We start from the raw sequence: 24828 nt of genomic DNA, 5'->3' as shown, positions 1-24828 counted from the left end.
ACAACGAAGGCCCGGTGATGTTCGTGGGTGACGCCCGGGTACCCTCACCGAATAGTCTTGGGTTGAACGATAAATCAGTGGCCCAGTTAGGGAGGCGGCGCGTGATCGAGTTCGAAGGGCTCCCTGAGCTCGTCGACCCGGTGCTCATCGCCGCGTTCGAGGGGTGGAACGACGCCGGTGAGGCGTCCAGCGGCGTCATCGCACACCTCGAGGCGATGTGGAAGGCGACCCCGCTCGTCGAGCTGGACCCGGAGGACTACTACGACTTCCAGGTGACGCGGCCGATCGTGGAGCTCGGTGAGGGCCTCACCCGGTCCATCATCTGGCCGACCACCCGCCTGCTGCTCGCCCGTCCCCCGGGCGCCAAGCGCGACGTGGTGCTCCTGCGGGGCATCGAGCCCAACATGCGCTGGCGCTCGTTCTGCGCCGAGATCGTCGGGCTCTGCCACGACCTCGGCGTGGACCTGGCGATCATGCTGGGCGCGCTGCTCAACGACTCGCCGCACACCCGCCCGGTCCCGATCGTGGGGTCCGTGAGCGATCCCGGGCTCGCCCGGGCGCTCAACCTGGAGATGACCAAGTACGAGGGGCCCACCGGCATCGTCGGCGTGCTCCAGCACTCGCTGGGCTCGGCCGGGCTGCAGGCCATGTCGCTGTGGGCGTCGATCCCTCACTACGTGGCCCAGCCGCCCAACCCGAAGGCCACCCTGGCGCTGCTGCGCCGGATCGAGGACATGCTCGACATCCCCATGCCGTACGGCGAGCTGGCCGAGGAGGCCCGCGCCTGGGAGCACGGGGTCGACGAGCTGGCGTCCCAGGACAGCGAGGTCGCGGAGTACGTCAAGGAGCTCGAGGAGCGCAAGGACGCCGCCGACCTCCCCGAGGCCAGCGGCGACGCCATCGCGGCCGAGTTCGAGCGGTACCTGCGCCGCCGCGACCGCGGCACCGACGGCTAGGAAAACCGGCGGGAACCCCGCTGGAAAAACGGCTCGGGGAACGTGCTCAGGGAACCGGCTCGGGAAACCGGCTCGGGAAACCGGTGACCAGGACGGCCGGACACGGCTAAGAGACAGACGGCGGGAGACCCGCTGTCAGGGACAGGCTCGGCACCGACCGCGCCTGGATCGGCCGGCCCGATGACATCGCGGCTGCCGTCCTCCATCCCGCGGCCACGGCCTCGTCGAACCTCCTCCAGACGAGCGCGGCCACGTCGTCGTCGGCGCCGAGGGGGACGCTGACCATGTCGGCCCCCGAGGCGACCAGTCGTTCGTGGAAGAGCCCGGGAGCGAGCAGGTAGGACGCGATCACCACCCGGGGGCGCGGGTCCCGACCTGATCCGGCCCAGCGCCTGCGCCACCGAGGGGCTTCCCGCCGAGGCGAAGGCTGCCGTCACCGGGCGCGAGAGCCGTACGGACAGGAGCCGGGCCGCGGCCCGGACGTCCTCGAGCGCGGCCGGGTCCGACGAGCCCGCCGCCCCGAGGATGACGGCGTCGCACGACCGCAGACCGGCGGACACGAGCCGTCTGGCGAGGACCGCGGTCAGCAGCGGGTGCGGCCCGAGTTGTCGGGTGACCCGCGCGTCCGGGCGGGTGCGCGCGACCACCGCCGGCAGGTCGATGTGCACGTGGTAACCCCCGGCGAGCAGCAGCGGGACGACCACCACGGGCCCCGGCGCCGCGGCCAGCACATCGGTGAGAGCGGGTGAGCTGAGCTCCAGGAAGCCGACCTCCACCCGGCGCCCCGGGCGGGCCCGGCGGACCCGCCCCGCGAGAGCGCCCATGACGGACTCCCACTCCTCGCTGCGGGCCCCGTGCGCAGCCAGGACGAGGGTGGCCGTCATCGTTCGTCCCGCCCGACGGCCAGGCGGTAGCCCCGCTTGACCACGGTCTCCACGATGCCGGAGGGGCCGAGGGCCCGGCGCAGGCGGGTGATCGCCATCTCGACCGCGTGCTCGGCCGAGTCGCGGGACGGGCCACCGGGGAGGACCACGCGCAGTTCGGCGCGCGCGACGACGTGGCCCGGCCGTTCGGCGAGCCGCTTGAGCACGGCCATCGGAGCAGGCGGCAGCGGCTTGAGCTCGCCGTCGACGACCACCGCGTGCCCGCGGATCTCCAGATCGTGGCCGCCCGCGACGATCCGCGTGACGCTGCTCGCGGGCAGGTGACGGGCCAGTGTGCGCGCCAGCGCGCCGAGCCTGGGCCGGTCCGGCCGGACGACTCGGACGCCACGGGCCTCCAGCGGAGCGGAGGTCACCGAGCCGACGCAGGCCGCCACGACGTGCGTGTTGAACGCGGCGAGCAGCGGCTCCTCCAGGCCGTCGGCACGGGCGGCGTTCAGCATTGCGATCACCGCGGGCGCACTCGTGAACGCCACCGCGTCGACCGAGCCGGTGATGGCCTGGTGCACCAGGCGGCGCAGCGGCGAGGTGTCCCGGTAGGGCAGCCACCGGTAGACGGGCACCTCGATGACCTCCGCGCCGGCCTCACGCAGCGCGGCGACGAACCCGGTCAGCGGTTCACCGTGCAGTTGTACGGCGATGCGCCGGCCGCGGAGGTCCCGGGCGAGGAGGTAGTCCTTCATCTCCTCGCAGGACTCCGTCGCCGGCGTCCAGAAGTCGGTCAGCCCGGCCGCGCGGACCGCGCCGAGGGCCTTCGGGCCTCGCGGGAGCAGCCGGGCGGCCTCGAAATGGAGTGCGACGTCGGGGGCGAGTCCCCATCCTTCGACCGCCGCCATCCAGCCGCGGAAGCCGGCGCCCGTGGTGATCACCACGTAGTCGATCGGCGCGTCCAGGCAGGCCCGGGTGGCGGCGAGCAGTCCGGCGTCCTCGGCCACCGGCACCAGCCGGATCGCCGGCGCCTGGTAGACCCGTGCGCCGCGGCGTTCCAGCAACGCGGAGAACTCCTCGCGACGCCGGGTCGCGGTCACGCCGATGGTGAACCCGGCCAGCGCGTCGGGCGCCGTCTCGGGTGTGACCAGAGGATCGTCCAGAAGCGCGGTCATGCCACGCTCACCTCCACGGTTTCGTCGTTGACGCGGATGGGACAGGCCGGGGCGGCGCCGGCGGGGTCTCCGCACAGGCGCCTGTGATGAGGGAGGCCGGTCCCGTGCGCGTGACCCCGCGTGCCAGGCGCGGCGTCCGTTCTCAGGTGATCGCGTGGCATCACAGGCCACGGAGGGGAAAGTGAGACCGGCATGGTCCGATGGTGCTTTCAGGCGGTTTCGCGGCTGGGTCCCCGCTGTTACCGCTGTGCTACAAGCAGCTGACGGCGCTCACTTGCACGGACGGCCGGATGTGAGCACGGATGCGATCATGAAGCCGTGAGAGACGAGTTACGCGCGTTGACTCTCCGTGACGATTCACGGGACCCCTGTCGCGTATTCGCCCGGCCGATGAAATGTACCTATCACCCATGCAATACGGACTTAACAAAGGTTGGTACAACGCCAAACTGGGGACTTTCGTTGTGGTGTCGTCGTCGCCGCGGGGAGCGTGCATGACTGTCCGTCAGATCCGTATGTTCGCCGATCCAGTGCTACGGAGCGTAGCCGAACCCGTCACCGTATTCGACCGATCCCTCAGGGACCTCGTCCGGTCACTCACCGCCACCATGCGAGCCGGCCCGGGACGCGCCGGGCTCGCCGCCCCTCAGATCGGAGTCCCCCTGCGGGTGCTCGCCTTCGACCTGGACGGCAAGGCGGGTCACATCGTCAATCCGCGTCTCGAACCCTCGGATCGCGTGATCGTCGCGGACGAGGCGTGCCTGTCCGCGCCGGGCATGTGGTGGCCGAGGGCCCGATCGTTCTCCGTGGTCGTCCGCGGCAGGAACATGTACGGCAAGCCGATCACGGTGAGGGCGATCGGACTGCTGGCCAGAGTCCTGCAGCACGAGGCCGACCATCTGGACGGGGTGCTGTTCATCGACGCCCTGCCCGATGAGGACCAGCGGCGGTTCCTGGCCGCCATTCCCTGATCCGGCCGAGAATGCCATTACCGGACAATGGCCATGCTTAATGTACACGAGTGGCCATTCCGGATATTCAGCGTCCGATCAGGACGACAAGGTATTCGCCTTTGGCAATATTCCTGGGACATATCGGTTGACAAAGGACCGGTTTCCGGTGAGGAGGAATAGCAGGCCCAGAGGCCGGGGATATCGACGCAACCTCCCGACGGACCGTGGACCCCCGAAGTCCACCGCTCACTTGGGAGGGTCATGCCCGCGTTCTCACAGGTCGGCGCGAGGCTGCGCGAGACGCCCGTCACCCGCCGCGCGTTCCTGCTGGCGGGAACCGGGCTGGCGGGCGGGGTCCTGCTCGGGACGTCGGCTCAGGCGTTCGCCGGCGACCCCGCGACCCGTCCGCGCATCTACACGCGCAGTGAGTGGCACGCGGCGCCCCCCAAGACCAAGGCGGTGATCCTCGACCGGACCCCCGACCGGCTCGTCATCCATCACACGGCCACGGCCAACTCGAGCGACCAGAGCCTGGACGCCGCGTTCCGGTTGTCGCGGGCCATCCAGCGCTACCACATGCACCACAACGACTGGGCGGACATCGGCGAGCAGTTCACCGTCGGCCGGGGCGGCCAGATCATGGAGGGCCGCAACCGGACGCTGCCCGCCATCCAGGAGCACAAGCACGTCATGGGCGCCCAGGCCGCCGACCACAACCGCCACACCCTCGGCATCGAGACCGAGGGGACGTACATGAGCGACCTGCCCACCGAGTCGCAGCTCGCCTCCCTGACGAGCCTGCTGGCCTGGCTCTGCGGCGTGTACCGGCTCGACCCCCTCAAGGCGATCATCGGTCACCGGGACCTCAACGCCACCTCATGTCCCGGTGACCGTCTCTACGCCCATCTCCCCCAGCTCCGCGAGGACGTCGCCCGCAAGCTCGGCGGGTCGGACCGGTCGGACGACGCGCGCCTCGCCCTGCCCGACCCCGCCTCGCAGGACCCGGCCCTGCTCGCCGTTCCGGGCCTCCTCATATCGGGAGAGGCGCATCTGGAAAGGCCGCTCAGGACCTACCACCACGGTCCGGGGGTCGGCCCGCGCGATCACCCGCGGAGGGCCGGCCGGCCGTCCTGAGAGGCGCTCAGAGCTCGATGCCGAGCAGGGCGTCGGCGACGTCCCGCACCAGGGCGGGGGCCGTCGTGTCATCGCCATCCGCGGCGGCCCACTCGTCGATGAGGGCGAGGGCGCCCGGAGCGTCGAGGTCGTCGGCGATCCGCTCCCTGACCCCGGCCAGCACCGCCAGGCCGTCCGGGCCGGACGCGCGGCCGACCGCCGCCCTCCACCGGGCGAGACGTTCCTCGGCCACGGCAAGCTGTTGCGGCGTCCACTCCCAGTCGGACCGGTAGTGGTGGGCCAGCAGCGCCAGCCGTACGGCCATGGGATCGGCCACCGGGCGGAGCTTGGACACGAAGACGAGGTTGCCCCTGGACTTCGACATCTTCTCGCCGTCGAGCGCGACCATGCCCGCGTGCACGTAGGCACGGGCGAACGGCCACTCGCCGGTGGCCACGTGTCCCTCGCAGGAGCCCATCTCGTGGTGCGGGAAGATCAGGTCGGAACCGCCGCCCGCCACGTCGAACCCGCTGCCGAGGTTCCGCAGGGCGATGGCCGTGCACTCCACGTGCCAGCCGGGACGGCCGGGGCCGAAAGGCGCCGGCCAGGACGGCTCGCCGGGCCGTTCGGCCCTCCAGAGGAGCCAGTCGAGCGGATGGCGCTTGCCCGGCCGGTCGGGGTCGCCGCCGCGCTCGCGGAACAGCTCCAGCATCTGCTCCTCCGAGTAGCCCGACACGGCCCCGAACTTGGGCGCGGCGGCCACGGAGAAGTAGACGTCGTCGTCGACCCGGTAGGTCGCGCCCCGCTCGGTGAGCCTGCCCACGAGGGAGGCGATCTCGTCGACGACCTCGGTCACCCCGACGTACTCCCGGGGCGGCAGGATGCGCAGGGCCTCCATGTCGGAGCGGAACAGGTCGATCTCGCGCTCGGCCAGGTCCTGCCAGTCGACGCCGGTCGCCTGGGCACGCTCGAGCAGGGGATCGTCCACGTCTGTGGCGTTCTGCGTGTAGTGGACCTCGTGGCCGGCGTCCCGCCAGGCCCGATTGACCAGGTCGAAGGCCAGGTAGGTGTTGGCATGCCCCAGATGGGTGGCGTCGTACGGCGTGATGCCGCAGACGTACATCCGCGCCTGTCCCGACGGCCTCGTCTCGCGCACGTCGCGGGCGGCGGTGTCGTACAGACGGAGCGGAACGCCCGAACCGGGCAATTTGGGGATGTTCGGCGCAGACCACGATCGCATGTTGTGCAGCCTATCCGCGTGACCGTGGGCTCGGCTCAGGCGGGATCACCCGATTCCACCCGATACCACGACGAGGGATCTCCCGGCGTGGGCCAGAAGTCGAAGCGCAGGCCGTCTTCGGCCAGGGCGACGAGGCTGACCGACAGGCTCGCGAACACCCGCCCGTCCTCCATCCGGTGCCGGAAGATCAGCGCCCTGGGGTCGTCGGCGGCCAGCCCCGCTCCCGACGCCAGATCGAGCCACTCTCCCCAGAACCGCTCGGGCGAACCGCCGTTCAGCCAGCGCGGGCGCTGCGCGAACGCGAAGGCGGGCCGGAAGGCCGCGACCCGCGGATGGTCGTCGCCGCGTTCCCAGCCGCTGTTGACCAGCATGTGCACGCCCTGAGGGAGCTTGTCCTCGGCGAGCCGCTCACCGTTCCAGCTCCACAGCCGCACGCCGTCCAGACCGGCGACCACGAGATGGAAGGGGTCGTAGCGGACGAGATCGATCGGCGGGAGTTCGCCCGCCTCGGCCGCCTGGAGCGGCAGGTCACCCCGCGTGCGGCGGACCTCCTGCGGCGCGGGGAGCCCATGCCCGTTGAGGAGCACTCCGACCCTCCGGGCAGCGGGGTCGGCCGCCAGCCAGGTGCCGCCCGCCTGGAGGTCCCGGCCGCCGACCAGTCCCGGATGATCCGGCCAGTGCCGGTCGGGAGACAACCACGGCCGTGTGACGAACTCGTCACGCACCCCGACGAGGAGCACGGGAACCTCGGCTTCCGGCTCCACACTCACGATGACCGTACACAACGTGCGTTCCCTCCAGAATCGGTAGAGACTCCTGCAGAGTGCACAATCAGAGCTTTTCGCGCAAGTACTAGATCGGCGGCCACGGGATCGCCGGCCAGTCCTCTGACGGATATGGATGGATCCCGGTCTGGATCAACCGCCTCACCCGCTCCCAGGTGGCCTCCACCTCGGCGGGTGTGAGCAGTTCGCGCAGCCGCCTGCCCAGCCGTCCGCGCTCCAGGTCGCGCTCCAGGCCGGTCAGCATGGTCACCGCGTCGCGGGACAACTGCTTGCCACGCCACTGCCATAAGACCGTGCGCAGCTTGTCGTCGGCCGAGAAGCACACGCCGTGGTCGACGCCGTAGACGTGGCCGTCCTCCAACGGCAGCAGGTGGCCGCCCTTGCGGTCGGCGTTGTTGACCACCGCGTCGAAGACCGCCATCCGGCGCAGCCCCGGGTGGCGGCTGCGGACCAGGGCCAGCAGGTCGGTCTCCGGATCGGTGTCGATCCACAACTGCACCATGCCGGGGCCGAAGGGGCCGTCGCGGTAGACCGTCGGCGGGACGATCCGCCAGCCGGTGGCCGCCGCCACCTCGTAGGCGGCCACCTCGCGCGCCGCCAGGGTGCCGTCGGGGAAGTCCCAGAGCGGGCGCTCACCGCGCACCGGCTTGTAGACGCACGCGGCCACCTGCCCGCCATGGCGGATGGAGCAGTACAACGTCATGTTCGTGGCCTCGACCAGCCTGCCGGCCACGTCCAGCTTGCCGTCGCGCAGCAGCCGCATGGCGGCCTCGTCGTCCAGCCCGGACCCGTCGACACCGCCGGGGGTCGGCTCGCCCTCAGCCGTCATCCGGTTCCCTGCCCGGCCGCCGCTTCGGCCCTGTTCGTCAGCTCGCTCACACCGACAGCCCCCCGGGGTGGTGACCGTTGAGGCGCACGCAGATGTGACCGTCGGGATCCAGGGGCTGGCCGCACAACGGACAGGGGGGCCGGCCCGCCGCCACCACGTCGAGGGCGCGGCGACTGAACGCGCGGGCGGCCGCGGGACTGATCCGGACCCTGAGGATGGCGGGCTCCGGCCGGTCGTCGTCGACCTCCACGACGAACGGCTCGTCGTCCTCGTCGCCCTCGGTGGCCTCCTGGGCCTCGATCACGACCTGCGAGGTGTCGGGATCCCAGGCGAGCGCCATGGTGCCCACCCGGAAGTCCTCGTCGATGGGGAGGTCGAGCGGCGCCTCGTCGGTCAGGTCGGCGGGGGCCATGGCCGGCACCGGGGCGCGGCCGCCGCTGCGGCGCAGCACCTCGTCGAGCAGCTCGTCCAGCCGATCGGCGAGCACGGCTACCTGGAATTTCTCGAGCGCCACGGTCGTGACCCTGCCCTGACCTCGGGCCTGCAGAAAGAAGGCGCGTGCTCCCGGTTGCCCGACGGCACCGGCCACGAACCTGTCAGGCGGATCATAGTCGAAGACCGGCATAGCCCGACCCTATGTCGTCCCTGGTCCACCGCCGACAGCGGCATCACTCCCGGTGGGGTTTTCTCCCCCGTCTGACTCCTCCGCAACCTCTTCGCGAGGCATCAGATCGGCGACGTCTCCCCCGACGTCGTTTGATCTGAGCAGGAAGGGACGCAACGAGGTGTAGCGGATCACGGTGAGCGACACCGGGTCCGCGGTGATCCGCTGGAACTGGTCGAGATGGAGCCCGAGGGCGTCGGCCACGATCGCCTTGATCACGTCGCCGTGGCTGCAGACGAGGTAGGTCGCCTTCTCGCCCAGCCGCTCGTTCCATTCCCGTACGGCACGCACCGCCCGGCTCTGGGTGTCCGCGAGGGCCTCACCGCCTGGGAAGACGGCCGCGCTGGGGTGGGCCTGCACGACCCGCCACAGCGGCTCCTTCGCCAACTCCTTCAGCGGCCTGCCGGTCCACTCGCCGTAGCCGCACTCGCCGAACCTGTCGTCGGTCTGCACCGGCACGGCGCGGCCCTGGGCGACCGCGGCGGCCGTCTCCTGGCAACGCTCCAGCGGGCTGGAGACGATGGCGTCGAGTTCCAGGGGCGCCAACCGCCGGCCGAGGGCCTCGGCCTGCTCACGCCCGCGCTCGTTCAGGTGGACCCCGGGGGTCCACCCGGCCAGCACGGGCCCGGTCATGGCCGTGAGGCCGTGCCGTACGAGCAGGACGGTCGTCATGACGAGATCACGCCCAGCCCGAGCAGGGTGAGCAGGAAGGTCCCGGCGAAGACCCGGTAGATGACGAAGATGTTCGTCGAGTGCTTCGCGACGTAGCGCAGGAGCCACGCGATCGAGGCGTATCCCACGATGAAGGAGACGACGGTGGCGATCAGCGTGGGGACCAGGGGCACTCCCCCGCCGTCGCCGATGTCGCGAAGCTCGAACAGCCCGGAGAGGATCACCGCGGGGATCGACAGGAGGAAGGAGTAGCGGGCCGCGGCCTCCCGCGTGTATCCGAGGAACATGGCGCCGGTCATCGTCGAACCGGAGCGCGAGGCGCCCGGGATCAGCGGGAGCATCTGCCAGGCCCCGATGATGAGGCCGTCGCGCATGTTGAGGTCGGCGACCTCCTTCTTCTTGCGGCCGTACTGGTCGGCGAACAGAAGGAGAAGGCCGAAGACGATGAGCATGGCCGCGTTCAGCCACAAGTTGCGCGCCGGGCCCTCGATCGCGTCCTTGAAGATCAGCCCCGCCGCGCCGATCGGGATCGTGCCCAGGCCGATGTACCAGCCCATCCTCGCATCGAGGTCCTGTCGCAGCTCAGGCGTCCACAGGCTGCGCAACCAGGTCGTGAAGATCCGGATGATGTCGCGCCAGAAGTAGATCACCACTGCCAGCATGGTGCCGAGCTGGATCACCGCGGTGAACGCGGCTCCCGGGTCGGTCCATCCGGCGAGCTTCGGAACGATGAGCAAGTGCGCTGAGCTCGAGATCGGCAGGAACTCGGTGAGCCCCTGGACGATGCCGAGAACGGTGGCCTGAAGTACGTCCATGGTCTGGACACCCTATCGGCTACTCTTACCCGGCAATGGATCAGCGATTTGTCGGGCGCAGCGGTCTGACGGTGTCCCGCATCGGTCTCGGCACGATGACCTGGGCCCGCGACACGTCGGCCGAGGAGGCCACGGCCCAGATCACCGCGTTCGCCGACGCCGGCGGCACACTGATCGACACCGCCGACGTCTACGGCGGGGGCGACGCCGAGCGGCTGATCGGCCGGCTGATCCGGGACGTGGTCCCGCGCGACGACCTGGTGATCGCGACCAAGGCGGTCCTGACCCCCGACGGCGGCACGAACGGCTCCCGCCGCCATCTCATCCGGGCGCTCGACGCCTCGCTCGCCCGGCTGGGCCTCGACGAGGTGGATCTGTGGCAGATGCACGCCTTCGACCCGCGCATCCCGCTGGAGGAGACGCTCGCCGCCGTCGACCTCGCGGTCTCCACCGGCCGTACGGCATACGCCGGGGTGTGCAACTACACCGGATGGCAACTCGCGGCGGCCGCGGTCCGGCAGCAGTCGGGTGAGTCCCGCGCCCCTCTCGTGGGCGCGCAGGTCGAGTACTCCCTCCTGGCCCGCGACGCGGAGGTGGAGGTGCTGCCTGCGGCCGACCACGTCGGCGCGGGCGTGCTGGCCTGGTCGCCGCTCGGGCGCGGTGTGCTCACCGGGAAGTACCGCACCGGGATCCCCGCCGACTCCCGGGCCGCGACCCCGCACTTCGCCGAGTTCGTCCGGCCCTATCTCGACGAGCGCTGCCGCAGCATCGTCGAGTCGGTGACCACCGCCGCCGAGGGCCTGGGCGTCTCCCCTCTCGCCGTCGCCCTCGCCTGGGTCCGTGACCGGCCAGGCGTGTCTTCGGCCATCGTCGGCGCCCGGACCCACGCCCAACTGCTCGGCGTGCTCGAGGCCGAGAGCCTGTCCCTCCCCCGCGAGATCCGCGAAGCCCTCGACGACGTGTCGGCTTAAATTGCCTCGCCTCCGGCTCGGCGGGTTCGGGGCGCCGTGTTTGATTGCGCTCGCTCCGCTCGCGCGGGTTCGGGGCGCCTTAGAGGCGGAGCCTTCCCTCGTCGCTCGGGGTCGCTCGTCCCTCGCTCCCCACTCGCTCCTCAGTCCAGGCACCGCCGCGCCCCTCACCATGACCATGAGGGCCTAGAACGGCTGTGGAAGTCGAGGTCAGCGCATGAGCGATGTGGAGTGTGAGGGGCGCGGCCGGGATCTGGACTGAGGAACGCCCGCAGCGAGGAACGAGCGAGGACGTGACGAGGGAAGACCCGGCCTCTAAGGCGCCCCGAACCCGCCGAGCCGGAGGCGAGGCAGACAAGCACGGCGGCCCCGAACCCGCCGCGCCGGAGGCGCGGCAATAAAAACGAGAGTCGACCTCACGTATCACGCATCGATACCGAATCGCAACTTGCTGCTGCATAACTTGGTGCTCCGGCGAAGAGTAGCAAGAGTAGCGGGGAACGAAGTTAACGTGACGGAAGGGGACAGATGGGGATCGCACGTAATGCCTCCGCGATCTCTGCCGGGGCATTGGCGTTCGCTCTCGCTAGCGCAATTCCCTTGGTGGCGGCCCAACCGGCACAGGCGATGGACTGCACGGGAGGTGGCCTGGTCTCCTCGGTGACGGGCGGCCTGTGCTCGATCCTCGGTGGCGTGGGCGACACGGTCGACGGGGTGACGGACGTGGTCGACGGGGTGACGGGCGGAGTGACGTCACCGGTGACCGGTGGCGTCGACGACGTGGTCGGCGGCGTGACGGACGGGGTCGGCGGCACCGTCAGCGGCGTCGGGGGTGCGGTGGACGACACCGTCGAGTCCGCCGTCGACGTGGTGGGCGGCGCGGTCAACAAGGTCACGGACCCGCTGACCGGGGGCTCCGGCGGCTCAGGCGGTTCCGGTTCCGGCGGTTCCGGTTCCGGCGGTTCCGGTTCCGGTGGTTCCGACGGCGGGACGGGGCCGACTCCGGTCCCGTGCATCACATTGCTCGGCCTCGGCGGGGACTGCGAGGGGCAGGCGGCGCCGCCTCCGGCGAAGACGCCCAAGAAGCCGAAGCCGGCGCCCAAACCACCGGCGCGGACTCCCGCGGGAACGCTCCCAACCGAGCCGACCCGTACGGTCGAGTTGCCCCGGTACACCCCGGCGGGCGGCAAGGACGTGGTGCCGGCGCCGGACCCGCGTGTGAACCTCGACGAGGACAGCGCCATCCCCCTGCTCTGGCCCGGCCGCGAGATCCCCGGGCTGACCGGCAGGCTGAAGTCCGATCCGGTGCGTCCGGCTCAGCCGTACGACGCGGCGGGGACCGCGTTGACGGCGGCGCTGCTCCTGTCGGCGGTGCTGGCCACGCGCGTGGTGTCGGCGCGGCGCGCCCGGATGGAGCAGCGCGAGTCGATCCCGCTCGAGGGAGGGGTCCGCGCCGCGCGGACGGCAGGTCGTCATCGTCTCGCCTGAGCGCCACTCGGCGGCGCGGCGGCGAGACTCCGGGTGAGGGCCCGGCCGAGGAGGCATCACCTTCCTCGGCCGGGGGTCCGGTCTCCGGTCTTCGCGGAAACCCTGTAGGTCAGGCCGCCGTGACGGTGTAGGTCGTCCCCGACTGGGTCGGGAAGTTGATCTGGTCGTTGCTCACGGTGAAGGCGACCGTGGATCCGTCGGCCCTGGCGACCCTGACCGTGCGTCCCGGCCAGGGGTTCTGGAGACGTACGGCCTTGCCGGCGAGGCTGGTGATGTCGACGTAGCCCACCTGTCCCCCGCTGCGCGCGCTCGAGACGAGCATGCCGCCCTTGTCACGGAGCTTGACGAAGGAGGCGTTCTTCGCCGACGGCCAGACGGGGAAGACCCGCGTGACGCCGCCGTCGGTCTGCAGCAGCATGTCGTCGATCGCCTCGATCGCCCCGGTCTTCTCCAGTCCGTGGAACGGGTCCCTGATGCGCAGGTTGGCGGCCATCTTGCCGTTGATCTGGGCCTTCAGCTTGTCGATGAGGCTCTGCGCGGGGTAGCCGACCCGGGCGGCCTGGGTGAACACCTTGGGGAAGCTGTTGTCCTGGCCCCAGGAGTTCATGACGTCGAGCGTGGTGATGGCGGTCTGCCTGTCGGCGGCGGGCCCGTTGATGCCGAGCACCTCACCCGGGTGGATGAACTCCAGGTTGACGGTGTTGTCGCCCGGGTGGATGTCGCGGGTGTCGCCGCCGGTGATCGTGCCGGGGTCGGCGAGCGCGTAGACCGTCTGGCCGTTGTAGGTGGTCTTCGGCGTGGCCGGGAGCTTGGACAGGATGTTCTGCCAGGTCGCGCGGGGGCCGGAGTCGACGTTGAGCTCGACGCTGGCGTTGATCACCGAGGTCAGCAGATGCTTGAGCAGGCCGACGTCGGGGCTGGAGTTCTTCCCCCAGGTGCCCTCGTGCGGTCCCGACCACAACACGTACCGCTGGGCGGCCGAGTCGAACTCCAGGTAGTTCTGGAAGAACGCGGCGACCTCCTTCATGAAGGGGTACGCCGTGTTCTGCAGGAACGCCCGGTCCTGGGTGTAGTCGTAGTAGGAGATGTACTGCGTCGCGGTGAACAGCGAGTTCACGACCTGCTGGTGGTAGTTGTCGTCGGCGGTGGCGCCGAACGGGGCGATGCCGACCGGGAAGAGCACGCCGTTCGGCATGCCGCCGCTCGGGAAACGCCTGCTGATGTAGTCGGACTTGACCCGGGTGAGGTCCTGCTGGGCCCTGCGCCTGGCCTCCGGCAGGTAGGCCGTCACCAGGTCGAAGTACGGCAGGGCGAGCTCGGGCCGGTTGCTGGAGTACGTGCCGTAGAAGTTGGCCATCCAGTTGTAGTTGAGGTGCATGTCCCCGTTGAACTGCGGGAAGTCGCTCGTCGCCCAGATGCCGTACAGGCCAGGCGCGGTCTTGCCCGGCCTGCTGGCCGAGCCGAGCAGGTAGAGCGAGCCGTAGTAGAAGCGCTCAAGGGTGTCGTCGTCGAGGTCGACGTAGGACTTGAGCCAGTACTGCTTCCACCAGTCGACGTGCCCGTTGTAGAGGCCGTCGAGCGAGCCGGCGCTCTGGGCGTCGGCCAGCGAGCGCGCGGCGGGGGCGGGGTCGGCGGGGTTGGGGCCGCCTCCGGCGACGCCGGTCACGATGTTCACCGTCTGGCCCGCGGGCAGGTCGAAGGTGAACGTGCCCGCCGCGCCGCTCGCCGTGGGCGCGCCCACGAGGCTGCCGCCGACGACGCGGGTGGCGAGGGACGCCCGGGAGACCCACTTCGATCCGGAGGCTGTCTGGCGGGTGGCCCAGACGGTGTTGCCGGAGACGCCCGAGGTGCTCGTGAAGCCGGAACGCGCGTCGGGCGAACCGGTCGAGGTCTGCACCTTCAGCCGCACGGTCGAGGAGCCGAGCGACCTGATGCGCGTGACGACGAGGTTGTCGGTCGCGCCGGTCCAGGTCGTCATCGAGACGGGAGTGCCGCCGATCGTCATCGACGTCTCGACGTCGCCCTTGAGGATGTTCTGCTCCTCGGTGAACGGTCCCGAGGGGGTGGAGGTGCCGCTTCCGTTGTAGAGCTCGAACTGGCCGATGCGGCCGCGGGGGTTGTTGATCGAGTCCGCCGTGGTGCCCTGGGTCGGCTCGGTGATGTTCAGGCGCACGTAGCGCACGGTCTGTGAGGCGAAGGTCCGGTCGGTGACGTTCGCGCTGTTGTTGGTGACGGTGTCGACGGTGGACCAGGTCGAGTTGTCGGTGCTGACCTGGAGGGTCCAGTTCTTGGTGTTGTTGGCCGTCTCCGCCGGGCGGGCCGCGGCGTCGTGCCGCAGGACGTACCGGTTGAACGTCTTGGCCGTGCCGAGGTCGAGCGTGAGGGTCTGCGGCTTGCCGATGTCGGACACCCAGCCCTCGTAGCCGGACGCCCACCCGCCGTTGACCGCCCTGGCCGGGGGGAAGGACGGGTGGGAGCTCGACGCGGTCGCCGTCGCGCCGAGCGCGAGGTTGCCGGAGCCGCCGCCTGTGCCGGACGCCGGGGTGATCGTCACCGCGCCGAGCGCGACGAAGGACGGGCTCGGGTTGCCGGTCCAGAAGTCGCCCTTGGAGATGTAGAAGGTCTTGTAGCCGTCTCCTCCGCCGGACGTGACGCCGACGTCGCCGTTGCCGAGCAGCGCGGTGTCGGGCATGGAGCGGCTGACCGCGTTGGTGTAGGCCTGGTCGGTCCAGCGGCCCTTGATCGCGCCGACGAGTTGCTGGACCTGGGTCCACTGCTGGTCGGGGGTGGGAGTCGCCGCCCCGGCCGGTTCCGCGGTCAGGAAGGTGGTGGTGAGGGCGGCGGTGAGAGCTGCGGCTAAGACTGCTCTTCGCGGTCTTCTCATGCGGGGGGCCTCTCAGTGGCGGTGGGTGTGGTCCGGGTGGCCGATATCCCCGGGGTGTTCGAAACCGGGCATGAGGAGCGCCCGGGCACAGGTGACGTCGGCCCACAGGGCGAAGTGCCGCCGCCGCCGCGCGGCGAGCAACGACGCCCTGATGGCCGGGGCCACCTTTTCGAAGCTGATCTCACGGCCCTGGAGCGGGCCGACGGTGAAGACGTGACCGTCGATCGGGCCCACGCGGGAGCCCTCGGGCGCGGAGAAGACCGCATGGCCGGCCGGTTCGGGCAGTTCGCCCGGCGACACGGCGTACCATCGGCCGCCGTTGACCGGCCGGCCGTCCCGCCAGTGGGTGACCAGCCGGGCGGCCCTGGTCCGGTACCTGTCCTGGTTGGCGGTGTAGTAGCGGAGCACGTCCGCCTCGGGGACCGTGACGTCCGCCGTCATGTCGCGGTAGAGCGCCTGCGCGAGCGGGTCCTCCGACAGGACGGCCGCGGTGACGCTGCCGAGTTCGAGCCTGGCGACGGCGTCCAGCGGCAGGGGCGGCTCCGCCGTGGCCACGACTCCGCGCCGGGCGGCCTCGTCCGCGACGACCCGCTCGGCGACCATGACCTGCGTCACCCAGCGGCGCAGTTGGCGCCCCTCCGTCGTGCCGTCGGCCGGCAGCAGGTCGCCGCGCCGCCCGCCGCGCAGCCGCAGCACGCGGCGCTCGACCTCCTCGACGGTGATGGGCGTGCCCGCCACGACCGCGGCGATCATCCGTCGCTCCTCACCCGCAACGGCACGGCGGGCGAGTACGACACCCGGCCGAACCACATGCACTTCACCAGGACCCACCACGTGCCGGGACGGGCTCCCAGAGGCACGCCGACCTCGATCTCGAGCTCTCCGGTCGCCCCCGCGGGCACGGAGATCGAGTGGACGGCCGGCCCGACGAGGTCCCACGACCCCCAGGGGCTGATCACCTGGGCCTCTCCCCGGATGTCGAAGCCGGCGAGGTTGCGCAGCCGCACGGTCCAGGAGCCCTGCCCGCCCGGCGCGAGCTCCAAGCCCTCCTCCGGCACCTCGACCGCGAGCAGGCCGGCGTCGCCCCCTCGCGCGGGGCGGCCGTGCCCGTCGACGAAGACGACGTCCTCGTGCGCCTGACCGCCGTGAACGAGCCGGACCGCGACGGGCCACGGCCCGGATCCCGCGTCCGGCGGCGGGGTGAGGGTGACGTCGAACTCCGTCCAGCCGCCCGGGGCCAGCCGTACGGGCCGGTCCCGAGGGGACGCGTCCCAGCCTTCGGGGACCACGACGGACACCTCGCCCTCGGCCGCGGCGTCGGTCAGGTCGCTGGCGAGCGTCACACGCAGCCGCGCGGCGCCGTCGACCGGGAGATCGTCGGCGGTGCGGACGTGGACGCTCATCGGCTGGTATCCGAGCGGAGCCGACCCCCGGTTGTGCAGCCAGAAGCGGGAGAAGACGGGCTGGGCGGGCTCGGCCACCAGGCCCAGAGGCTCCACGGGTCCGTCCGCCGCCGTGTGCTCGGCAGGCTCGGCGGAATCGCCGGACCGGGTGCGTAACACGTATGTCGCGACCTGGCTGGGGCCGATGTCGGCGTGGAGGACGCCGTCGCGGGTCTTGGCCTCGCCGGTCTCGACCTCCAGGACGTCGGCGAGCGCGGCCTCCACGAACGGCACGTGCGAGCCGAGGGTGAACGTCGCGTCGCGCCCGTGGGGTTCGTACAGGCGGGCGGTGAGTCCCTCGCGCGGATCGGCCGGCCGTGCCCTGCCGTGCGCGGTCGGGTTCCCCGCGGCCTTGAACGCCGCCAGGACGGCTCCGCCTCGCGGCTCGACGGTCAGCAGTGCGGCCGAGGACGGCAGGCGGCCGTCGTGGGGCTCCTCGACGACGGCGCGCAGCGGGTGGTTGAAGTCGTGCGCCCGGGCCACGATGCCCGCGTCCCGCCAGTCTCCCGCGCCGGACGCGAAGGCATAGTCGAAGGTGTGGCTCCAGTGCTGGAGCTGGAAGCCGCTCCCGTCCGGGGCGGTCCGCCTCGGGGGGTCGATCCACACGCCGGAGGGCCACCCGGTGCACGATCGCATGAGCGACAGGTGCAGGCGCCCCCGCGTGTCGACGGCGAAGCCGGGCACGCCCCGGTTGAGCACGGCGACGGTCCGGTGGTCGAGATCCTCCTCACCCCACAGCTCGGACGGCTGCGTCACCTCGATCATGCTGTCGGCGAGGTCGGCGACCAGGTCCGCGACAGCCTCCCTGACGTCGCCCACCGACGCGACCACCAGGACCGGCAGGTCGCCGGGCTCCCGCAGGTCAGCCTCGGGGTGGAAGGTCTCGCCGGCCGACCTGGCGGCGGGGATCCAGAGCAGTGCCCGGCCGCCGGCCGCGAGGGCGCGCTCCAGTTCCCGGGCATAGCGGGGGTCCGCGGCCGCCAGGACGGCGGCGGTGAACTCGTTGTCCGCGGGTCCGCCCACCACGATCCGGGCGTCCGGGAGGTTGGAGTCGAACGACAGCAGGCCGTACCTGTTGCCCTCCGCGTGTGTGCAGGTCGCGGTCACACCCGACTGGGCGAGCCGGACGGCGAGGTCGCGTCCCAGGTCGGCGGCGTCGCTCTCGCGCGGCACCACGATCTCGGCGACCCCGATGGCGTGCGACCTGACCGGGCCGCCGTCACCGGGACGCAGCACGACCCTGGCCATGGAGCTCAGGCCGAACCACTGGTAGGCCGGGTTGTCGAGCGTCCAGGGGTGCAGGGCGGCGTCGACGTCGGGATGGGCGAACGAGCGTCCGACGACCGCGTGGCCGACCTCGGAGACCGGTCGCGCGCCCTCCACGAGGGACGGCCAGCGCAGCCGTACCAGCTTGTCCTCGCCGTCGAAGCCGTCGAGGTGGGTGCTGCAGTCGACCCGGTCGACCCCGCGCCACAAGGTGATCACCTGGGTGTAGCCGAGCGTGCCGATCGAGCCCGTGACCGTGACGCGCTCACCCAGAGCCGAGCGCTCGGCGACGACGGACCGGGCCGGCGCGGACGCCGATCCGGCCGACACCCCCGTGGGCACCAGGTGCCAGGGCCCCTCGCGGAAGACGGGATGCTCGGTGTACTCGTCGTAGACGACGATCTCGTTGCCCACCTCGCCGGGTGTGATGAGCTCGTGGCCGGTCGCCAGGTCGACCAGGCTCCGTACGGCTCCGCCGCGCTCGGGGTCGACCGCCAGGCGGTGGTGCTCGTTGGCGATGACCGGCTCGGCGAGCGGTCGCCAGGCCGCGGCGTCTCCGGAATCCGGGCCCGCGAGGTGATACGTGCGGTATCCCACCGAGGGCACGTCCGCGAGGAACACCAGCTCGGTTCCCGTGGCGTCCGCGTGCTCGACGACGACGGGCACGGCGGCGCCGTCCTCGTCGGTCAGGCCGTGGAACGGGCCGGGGACGGTGACACGGACGACGTCGCTGCGCGGCCAGGCCATGGCGTTGAACACGACGACGGAGCGGTCCCCCGCCCCGGAGCGGGTGTCGACGCGTGCGGCGAGATGCCGCAACGCGGCGTCGTGCACCTGCCTGGCCAGGTCGAACGCCTCCCGCCAGCCGGCCAGCAGATCGAGGTAGACCTGGTCGGACTCGGTCCCGGTGATCGCGTCGTGGTGCGCGCCGTACACGAGCTGCCGCCAGGCCTTGTCGAGTGCGGCCTCGGGATAGGCCGCGTCGCCCGTCAGACAGGCCAGCGCGGCGAACTTCTCCGCGTCGAGCAGCTCGTTCTCCGCGGCGCGCTGGGCCTGCTTGGTGTCGATGTAGGAGACGTCCTTGCCGGTGTAGACCGGGTTCATGTCCCGTGTCTGCGGCGACAGCCGGGCGCCGGTGGCTGCGAGCTCGGCGGAGACGGCTCCGAAGAAGTCGCGGGGCAGCGCGCACAGGACGCGTGGCCAGGTGTAGCGGGAGTTCCAGTCGCGGTGGATCTCGGTCAGCCACTTGTTGGGCGGGCTGTAGTCGGTGCCGACGGGGACCAGCACGTTCCGCGTCGCCGCCACCTTCTTCAACCGCAGGAACAGCCCGTAGACCGACTCCTCGGCGTCGGCGAGCGTCTGCGCCGAGTCCATCGACCAGCCGGCGCTGTAGTGGGCGGCCATGAAGTTGGTGAGCAGCCCGCGCCCGCTCGGCGAGATCCACTCGAACTCGCTGCGGAACTGCATCCCGGACGGGTCGCCGTGCGGGGTGTCGTAGGTGCCCATCTCCAGCGAGGGCCCCCACTGGTGGAAGGGGCCGCGCGCCCACGCGCTGGAGGTCAGGCCGGCGTCGGCCATCAGGCCGGGGAACTGCGGGTCGTGCCCGAACGCGTCGAGCTGCCAGGCGGTGGCCGGTTCCCCGCCCAGGATGTCGCGCTGGAACCCGACGCCGTAGACCGCGTTGCGGATCGTGGTCTCCGCGCCGGTGAGGTTGGTGTTCGGCTCGTTGTAGGTGCCGCCCATGATCTCCAGGCGGCCCTCGGCGACCAGCCTGCGCAGGATCTCGCGGTTCTCCGGGAAGGCGTCCCAGTAGGGCTTGAGGTAGTCGACCTCCGCGAGCACGAACCGGTAGTCGGCGTCGCGCCTGGCCAGCTCAAGGTGCGCGTCGATGAGCTGGAAGGCGGTGAACTGGAAGCTCATCCGCACGCCCTGGGCGTCCGGCAGCGCGTCCCACTCGCTGGCGTACCCGGCCTGGGTGTTCCACCAGACCGGGTCGTAGTGGAAGTGGGAGACCAGGAAGACCGTCCAGCCGGGCTCCGCGACGGTCAACGTGCTCGACGCCGACGCCGTGCCGTCCCCGCCCGACGCCTCCACCGTGATCTCCACGACGCTTCCCGGAGCCGCGGCGGTGGTCACGGGGATCTCGTGCGTCCCCGTGCCCGGCACACCCGAGAGGGTGCCTGCCGCGCCGCCGGAGACGGTCACGTCGATGGTCTCGGCGGGCGACATCGCCGAGGTCCGCACGCGCAGGACCTGGCGGGGGGCGTCGTCGGGACCGACGAAGAGCTCGGTGGACTCGACGGCGTCGATCGTCAGCATGAAGGGCCTTTGCTCGAGTGGAGAACGAGGGGGAAGGGGGGAACGGCGACGGGGAGAGCGGCTGCTATCCCTTGACTGCGCCTCCGGTCAGGCCCTTCACGAAGTTCTTCTGCAGGGCGAGGTAGAAGACGAGGATCGGCAGCGTGGCGAGGAACATGAAGGCGAACACCGCGCCGAAGTCCGACTGGTGCTGGCCGATCGCCCGGTAGACGCCGACGGTCACGGTGGTGCCGCTGTCGGGCCCGAGGAGGATGAGCGGGGTCAGGAAGTCGTTCCAGATCCACACGCCGAGGAAGATCAGCACGCTTGCCGAGGCCGGCCGCAGGAGCGGGAAGACCACCTGCCAGAACACACGCAGCTTGCTCGCGCCGTCGAGTTCGGCGGCCTCCTCCAGTTCCAGCGGTACGGACCTGACGAACCCCATGAACAGCAGGACGCCGAACGGCACGTAGTAGCCGACGTTGACCAGGACGAGGCCCTGCAGGGAGGTCATCAGGCCCAGGGTCTTCAGCACGCCGGTGATCGGCTCGAGGATCACCGGCACCGGGATCATCAGCCCGCACAGCAGCGTCACCATGGCGACCTTGGCGAGCACGCGCTTCGACCTGGCGAGGTAGTGGCCGAGCATGGCCGACAACACCGTCAGGATGGTGATCGACAGCGCGGTCACCGCGATGCTGTTGATCAGGCCGAACGTGAAGAGGTTGTCGGGTCTCGACAGGACCGCGCCGATGTTGTCCAGGGTCGGCGGCAGGGGCAGGGCGGCCGGGTGCGGCACGATGTCGGCCCCCGGCTTGAACACGTTGACGACCACGAGGTAGAGCGGCAGGAAGAACACCGCCCCGACGAACACCGCCACCAGGGGCCGCAGCCACGAATGCGTACGGTCGTCCATCACTGCGTCACCTCGCGTCGCTGCAGCAGCCTCAAGACGATCACCGAGACGGTCGCGACCAGCACGAGCATCACCGCCGCCATCGCCGAGGAGTAGCCGATGTGGTTGCCGTTGAAGGCGGTCTGCACGACCTGGAAGGCCATGGTGCTGGTCGTGCCGGTGCCGGGCCCGCCGTTGGTGATGACCTGGATCTGGTCGTACGCCTTGAACCCCGTGATCAGGAGCATCACCGTGTTGATCGTCAGAGCCGGGGCCAGCATGGGCCACGTGACGTTGCGGAAACGCGCCAGCCGCCCGGCTCCGTCGATCGACGCGGCCTCCTGCAGTTCGCGCGGGACGCCCTGGAGCCCGGCCAGGTAGACCACGACGCAGAAGCCGAGCATCTGCCAGGTGATGATCCACGCGATCGAGTAGAGGGCGAGGTCGGGATCGGACAGCCATCCGGGGGGATGGTCGACGCCGAGGCCGCGCAGCAGGGAGTTCAGCAGGCCGTCGTCGGTGAGCACCGCCTGCCAGATGACGCTGATCACGACCGCGCTGAGCACCACGGGCGTGAAGAAGACGCCGCGCAGCGCCACGTAGAGCTTGGTCGGCCGGTCGAGCAGCATGGCGATGAGCAGGCCGCCGACGTTGGCGAACACCGTGACGATCACCGCGATGATCACCGTGTTCACCAGGGCCTGGCGGAACTCCTGATCGCCGACCAGGTCCCCGTAGTTGCGCAGCCCCACCCATTTGGTCGGCGGGTTGAAGGGGTTGCGGTTGGTGAAGCTGTAGTAGCCCGTCATGCCGATCGGGATCAGGACGAACACCACGTACGCCACGAGCCCCGGCAGGGCGAACAGGCCGAACCGGCCGAGCTTGGGCCCGATGCGGGCGGAGGCGCGCCGCCGGGTGGCGGCGCTCCTCTGCCGGGGGCCGCCGTGTGAGGGTGATTGACGGGGCGCGGCGGGGTCGACCTCGCCGCGCGTGCCGTGCTGAATTTCTGTCATGAGACGCGAGCCTGGTCCTACTGGGTCGCCTTGGCCCACTGGTCGTCAAGGTAGGACGCGAAATCTCCGGCCGACTTCTTGCCGGTGATCAGGTCCTGGACGCCCAGGGCGGACTTGTCGGCGAGGCCGGGGGGCAACGATCCGTCACCGGTCTCCTGCGAGAAGGCGTTGACGATGGAGTTGTCCTTCATGCCCTGCTGGTAGATGGCGACGGTCGCCTGGTAGACGGGACCCATGTCCGTCGGCGGGGTGTATCCCTTGATCGCCGGGATGGAGCCGTCGAGCTTGACGAAGGCGTCGTTGTTCTCCTTGTCCTCGTCGAACGCGAGCGCCCACTTCTTGGCGAGGTCCACGTTCGGGGCCGAGGCGCTGACCGAGGTGCCGCCGCCGGTGAAGGTGGGGGTGACCGGCGTGCCGTCGTCGGACGGCCAGGGGAAGGCGCCGATCTCGAAGCCCGGCTTGTTGTTGTCGGCCGAGGTCGCGAACCAGGAACCCATCGGGTACATGGCGCCCTTGCCGTCGCGGAAGGCCTGCTCGGTGTCGGCGTAGGAGCGGCTCAGCCCCGCCGGGTCGATGTAGCCCTGCTTGGCCAGGTCGGCGACCTTCTGCGCGGCCTTGGTGAAGTCGGCGTCGGCGAACTTGACCTTGCCGTCCTTGCGCTGCGTCAGGAAGTCGGGCGTCTTGGCGTAGACGTCGGTGGCGACGGTCCCGGTCAGCGGATACATGTCGGCCCAGGTGTCCGCGCCGCCGCCGCCCACGACGAACGGCGTGATGTTCTTCGCCTTGAGCTTCGCGCTCACATCGAGGAGGTCCTTGTAGGTCTTCGGCGTCTCGGTGATGCCCGCCTTCGCGAAAGCGTCCTTGTTGTAGTAGACCACCGGGATGACCTGCGTGTTGTACGGCAACTGGTAGATCTTGCCGTCGACCGCGCCCGCCTTGGGGGCGATGAAGTTCGTCAGCTCGGCATCGGTGAAGGCGGCGAGCTTGCCGGCCTCGGCGAAGCCCGCCGGGTTGACCGACTGCAGGATGTCGGGGAGATGGCCCGATGCGTCCAACTGCTTGGCGTAGCCGGTGCGGTCGACGTTGGGCGTCACGAGCTTCTTGATGGTCACGCCCGGAACCTTGGCCGAGGCCCGCGCGATGGCCGCGTCCCAGAAGGCCGCGTTCAGGTTGGGCGTCTCGAAGACCAGGAAGGACAGCTCGACCTTCCCACCGGACGCCGGCGTCGCCGCCGGCTTCTCACCGACTCCACATCCGGCCACAGCAAGCGTTGTGACCAGGCAAAATACTATCGATCTGCGCACAGCACAGACCTCCCTTGCCAGTTAGGGGCTCCCCGAAGCCATGATGGGATAACGTTATCTCGAAAGGTAGAGTGTTACTCAGAGGTTTCAAAGAGCGAGGCTTGCAACAACTTGGTCACGACAGTCGTAATCCTTCCGGAATGGCCGATAGTGGCGATCATGCAGATGATGAGCTCATGGGGGGAAAGGTGAGCGGCGGACGCCGCAACCGGAGACCGACCATGGTGGACGTCGCCCGGGAGGCCGGCGTGGCGCTGCGGACCGTCTCACGCGTCGTCAACCAGGATTCCACCGTGGGCCCCGAGCTCGTCCAACGGGTCCGGGCGGCCATCGCCGACCTCGGTTATCGGCCCGACGAGCGGGCCCGTCATCTGCGCCTGGGCGTCACCGGAACACTCGGCGCGGCCGTGCGGCAGCTCTCCCACGTCAACCCGGTCCTGCGGGCCGTCGAGCGTGCGGCCAGGGCGGCGGACCTGATGGTGCTGGCGGCCTCGACGGAGGACGACGAGAACCTCGAGCGGCATGTGGTCGAGTCCATGTGCCGCCGCCGGTTCGACGGCATCGTGCTCGAACCCATCGGCGACGACCACGGCTATCTCGTGCCCGAGTTGGCGGCCGGCCTCTCACTGGTCGCCGTCGACCGTCCCGTGCTCGGTCTCGACGTCGACTGCGTGCTGTCCGACAACAGGTCCGGCATCGAGAAGGCCTACCGCCATCTCGTACGGCACGGCCACGACCGCATCGCGTACATCGGCGACGACGAGCGGATCTACACGGCCCGCGAGCGGGCGATGGCCTTCCGGGGGTGCGTCGCCGCGCACGGCGGCCCACTCGACACGATGCTCCACACGGGCCAGGTCGAGAGCGGGCGCATCCGCGAGGCCGTCCGCGCGGCGCTCAGCGGCGCCGCGCCCGCGACGGCGATCGTCACGGGCAACGCGCAGCTCAGCGTCGAAGTGCTCCGTCACCTCGGTGCGGACGCGGTGGACGTGGCTCTGATCGGCTTCGACGACTCCGAGCTCGCCACCCTGCTGCGGCCGGACCTGACCGTGGTCGCCCAGGACACCGACGCGATCGGCAGCACGGCGATCGACATGCTCCGTGCCCGCATCGCCGACCCGGCGACCGAGGTGCGGACGGTCACCGTGCCGGTGGAGCTGATCACGCGAGGCTCGGGCGAGATCCCGCCGGCGACCTGA

At 70.6% G+C, this 24828-nt stretch carries 20 protein-coding genes; 6 read left to right on the top strand and 14 right to left on the bottom strand.

The genetic code is table 11. The features are described from left to right. Positions 1 to 101: 101 nt before the first annotated feature. The gene (locus Pmi06nite_RS27710; RefSeq protein WP_203956066.1) at positions 102 to 956 is read left to right on the top strand and encodes a PAC2 family protein; all 855 of its coding nucleotides are present in this window, start codon (positions 102 to 104) and stop codon (positions 954 to 956) included. Here the strand turns inward: Pmi06nite_RS27710 and Pmi06nite_RS42685 are convergent. Both Pmi06nite_RS42685 and Pmi06nite_RS27700 read right to left on the bottom strand, forming a co-directional pair. Beyond that, positions 953 to 1840 (bottom strand): sirohydrochlorin chelatase, encoded by an 888-nt coding sequence (locus Pmi06nite_RS42685; RefSeq protein ID WP_275409606.1) that lies wholly within the window; start codon positions 1838 to 1840, stop codon positions 953 to 955. The two genes, Pmi06nite_RS27710 and Pmi06nite_RS42685, sit on opposite strands and share 4 nt — an antisense overlap. Further along, positions 1837 to 3000, bottom strand: a complete 1164-nt coding sequence (locus Pmi06nite_RS27700) for a uroporphyrinogen-III synthase (RefSeq protein ID WP_203956065.1) — start codon at positions 2998 to 3000, stop codon at positions 1837 to 1839. The genes Pmi06nite_RS42685 and Pmi06nite_RS27700 overlap by 4 nt, the downstream gene beginning before the upstream one ends. Positions 3001 to 3494: 494 nt before the next feature. On the opposite strand from Pmi06nite_RS27700, the gene Pmi06nite_RS27695 reads away from it, so the two are divergent. Next, positions 3495 to 3971 carry a peptide deformylase gene (locus tag Pmi06nite_RS27695; RefSeq protein ID WP_203956064.1) on the top strand — a complete coding sequence of 159 codons (477 nt, stop codon included), beginning with the start codon at positions 3495 to 3497 and terminating at the stop codon, positions 3969 to 3971. A 243-nt stretch (positions 3972 to 4214) separates the two neighbouring features. Then, on the top strand, positions 4215 to 5087 hold the full coding sequence (locus tag Pmi06nite_RS27690; protein ID WP_203956063.1) for a peptidoglycan recognition protein family protein: 873 nt from the start codon (positions 4215 to 4217) through the stop codon (positions 5085 to 5087). Between the two features lie 7 nt (positions 5088 to 5094). On the opposite strand, the gene mshC is transcribed toward Pmi06nite_RS27690, so the two are convergent. From mshC to Pmi06nite_RS27660, 6 genes are all read right to left on the bottom strand, one after another. Further along, a complete protein-coding gene (gene mshC, locus Pmi06nite_RS27685) occupies positions 5095 to 6306 on the bottom strand; it encodes a cysteine--1-D-myo-inosityl 2-amino-2-deoxy-alpha-D-glucopyranoside ligase (protein WP_203956062.1) in 1212 nt (403 codons plus the stop codon). A gap of 35 nt (positions 6307 to 6341) precedes the next feature. Then, positions 6342 to 7091 carry an NRDE family protein gene (locus Pmi06nite_RS27680; RefSeq protein WP_203956061.1) on the bottom strand — a complete coding sequence of 250 codons (750 nt, stop codon included), beginning with the start codon at positions 7089 to 7091 and terminating at the stop codon, positions 6342 to 6344. 67 nt (positions 7092 to 7158) lie between these two features. After that, complete coding sequence (locus Pmi06nite_RS27675; RefSeq protein WP_203956060.1) at positions 7159 to 7920, bottom strand: SCO1664 family protein; 762 nt, start codon at positions 7918 to 7920, stop codon at positions 7159 to 7161. A 46-nt stretch (positions 7921 to 7966) separates the two neighbouring features. Beyond that, positions 7967 to 8545 carry a DUF3090 domain-containing protein gene (locus tag Pmi06nite_RS27670; RefSeq protein WP_203956059.1) on the bottom strand — a complete coding sequence of 193 codons (579 nt, stop codon included), beginning with the start codon at positions 8543 to 8545 and terminating at the stop codon, positions 7967 to 7969. Positions 8546 to 8554: 9 nt separating this feature from the next. Then, positions 8555 to 9256 (bottom strand): histidine phosphatase family protein, encoded by a 702-nt coding sequence (locus tag Pmi06nite_RS27665; protein ID WP_203956058.1) that lies wholly within the window; start codon positions 9254 to 9256, stop codon positions 8555 to 8557. Next, positions 9253 to 10071 carry an undecaprenyl-diphosphate phosphatase gene (locus Pmi06nite_RS27660; protein WP_203956057.1) on the bottom strand — a complete coding sequence of 273 codons (819 nt, stop codon included), beginning with the start codon at positions 10069 to 10071 and terminating at the stop codon, positions 9253 to 9255. Before Pmi06nite_RS27660 ends, Pmi06nite_RS27665 begins: the two co-directional genes overlap by 4 nt. A 35-nt stretch (positions 10072 to 10106) precedes the next feature. Here Pmi06nite_RS27660 and Pmi06nite_RS27655 point away from each other — a divergent pair, with 35 nt between their 5' ends. Beyond that, positions 10107 to 11042, top strand: a complete 936-nt coding sequence (locus Pmi06nite_RS27655) for an aldo/keto reductase (protein ID WP_203956056.1) — start codon at positions 10107 to 10109, stop codon at positions 11040 to 11042. 600 nt (positions 11043 to 11642) lie between these two features. Then, positions 11643 to 12527, top strand: coding sequence for a hypothetical protein (locus Pmi06nite_RS27650; RefSeq protein ID WP_203956055.1), 885 nt, complete (start codon positions 11643 to 11645; stop codon positions 12525 to 12527). 109 nt (positions 12528 to 12636) lie between these two features. Here Pmi06nite_RS27650 and Pmi06nite_RS27645 read toward each other — a convergent pair whose 3' ends face one another. The 6 genes from Pmi06nite_RS27645 to Pmi06nite_RS27620 form a co-directional block, all read right to left on the bottom strand. Beyond that, positions 12637 to 15411, bottom strand: a complete 2775-nt coding sequence (locus Pmi06nite_RS27645) for a discoidin domain-containing protein (RefSeq protein WP_203956054.1) — start codon at positions 15409 to 15411, stop codon at positions 12637 to 12639. Between the two features lie 12 nt (positions 15412 to 15423). Then, positions 15424 to 16164: a DUF7158 domain-containing protein gene (locus Pmi06nite_RS27640; RefSeq protein WP_203956053.1), complete on the bottom strand. Its 741-nt coding sequence runs from the start codon at positions 16162 to 16164 to the stop codon at positions 15424 to 15426. After that, positions 16161 to 20438 carry a glycoside hydrolase family 38 N-terminal domain-containing protein gene (locus Pmi06nite_RS27635; protein WP_203956052.1) on the bottom strand — a complete coding sequence of 1426 codons (4278 nt, stop codon included), beginning with the start codon at positions 20436 to 20438 and terminating at the stop codon, positions 16161 to 16163. The genes Pmi06nite_RS27640 and Pmi06nite_RS27635 overlap by 4 nt, the downstream gene beginning before the upstream one ends. A 64-nt stretch (positions 20439 to 20502) precedes the next feature. After that, positions 20503 to 21333, bottom strand: a complete 831-nt coding sequence (locus tag Pmi06nite_RS27630; RefSeq protein WP_203956051.1) for a carbohydrate ABC transporter permease — start codon at positions 21331 to 21333, stop codon at positions 20503 to 20505. After that, on the bottom strand, positions 21333 to 22325 hold the full coding sequence (locus Pmi06nite_RS27625) for a carbohydrate ABC transporter permease (protein WP_203956050.1): 993 nt from the start codon (positions 22323 to 22325) through the stop codon (positions 21333 to 21335). Before Pmi06nite_RS27625 ends, Pmi06nite_RS27630 begins: the two co-directional genes overlap by 1 nt. 17 nt (positions 22326 to 22342) lie before the next feature. Further along, positions 22343 to 23587: an ABC transporter substrate-binding protein gene (locus Pmi06nite_RS27620; protein ID WP_203956049.1), complete on the bottom strand. Its 1245-nt coding sequence runs from the start codon at positions 23585 to 23587 to the stop codon at positions 22343 to 22345. A gap of 218 nt (positions 23588 to 23805) precedes the next feature. Here Pmi06nite_RS27620 and Pmi06nite_RS27615 point away from each other — a divergent pair, with 218 nt between their 5' ends. Then, the gene (locus tag Pmi06nite_RS27615; protein ID WP_203956048.1) at positions 23806 to 24828 is read left to right on the top strand and encodes a LacI family DNA-binding transcriptional regulator; all 1023 of its coding nucleotides are present in this window, start codon (positions 23806 to 23808) and stop codon (positions 24826 to 24828) included.

Origin of the sequence: Planotetraspora mira, from assembly GCF_016863275.1 — a bacterium.
Classification (GTDB): Bacteria; Actinomycetota; Actinomycetes; order Streptosporangiales; family Streptosporangiaceae; genus Planotetraspora; species Planotetraspora mira.
Note: the sequence above shows the minus strand (reverse complement) of the source record. Positions and strands in the feature narration are given on the sequence as shown.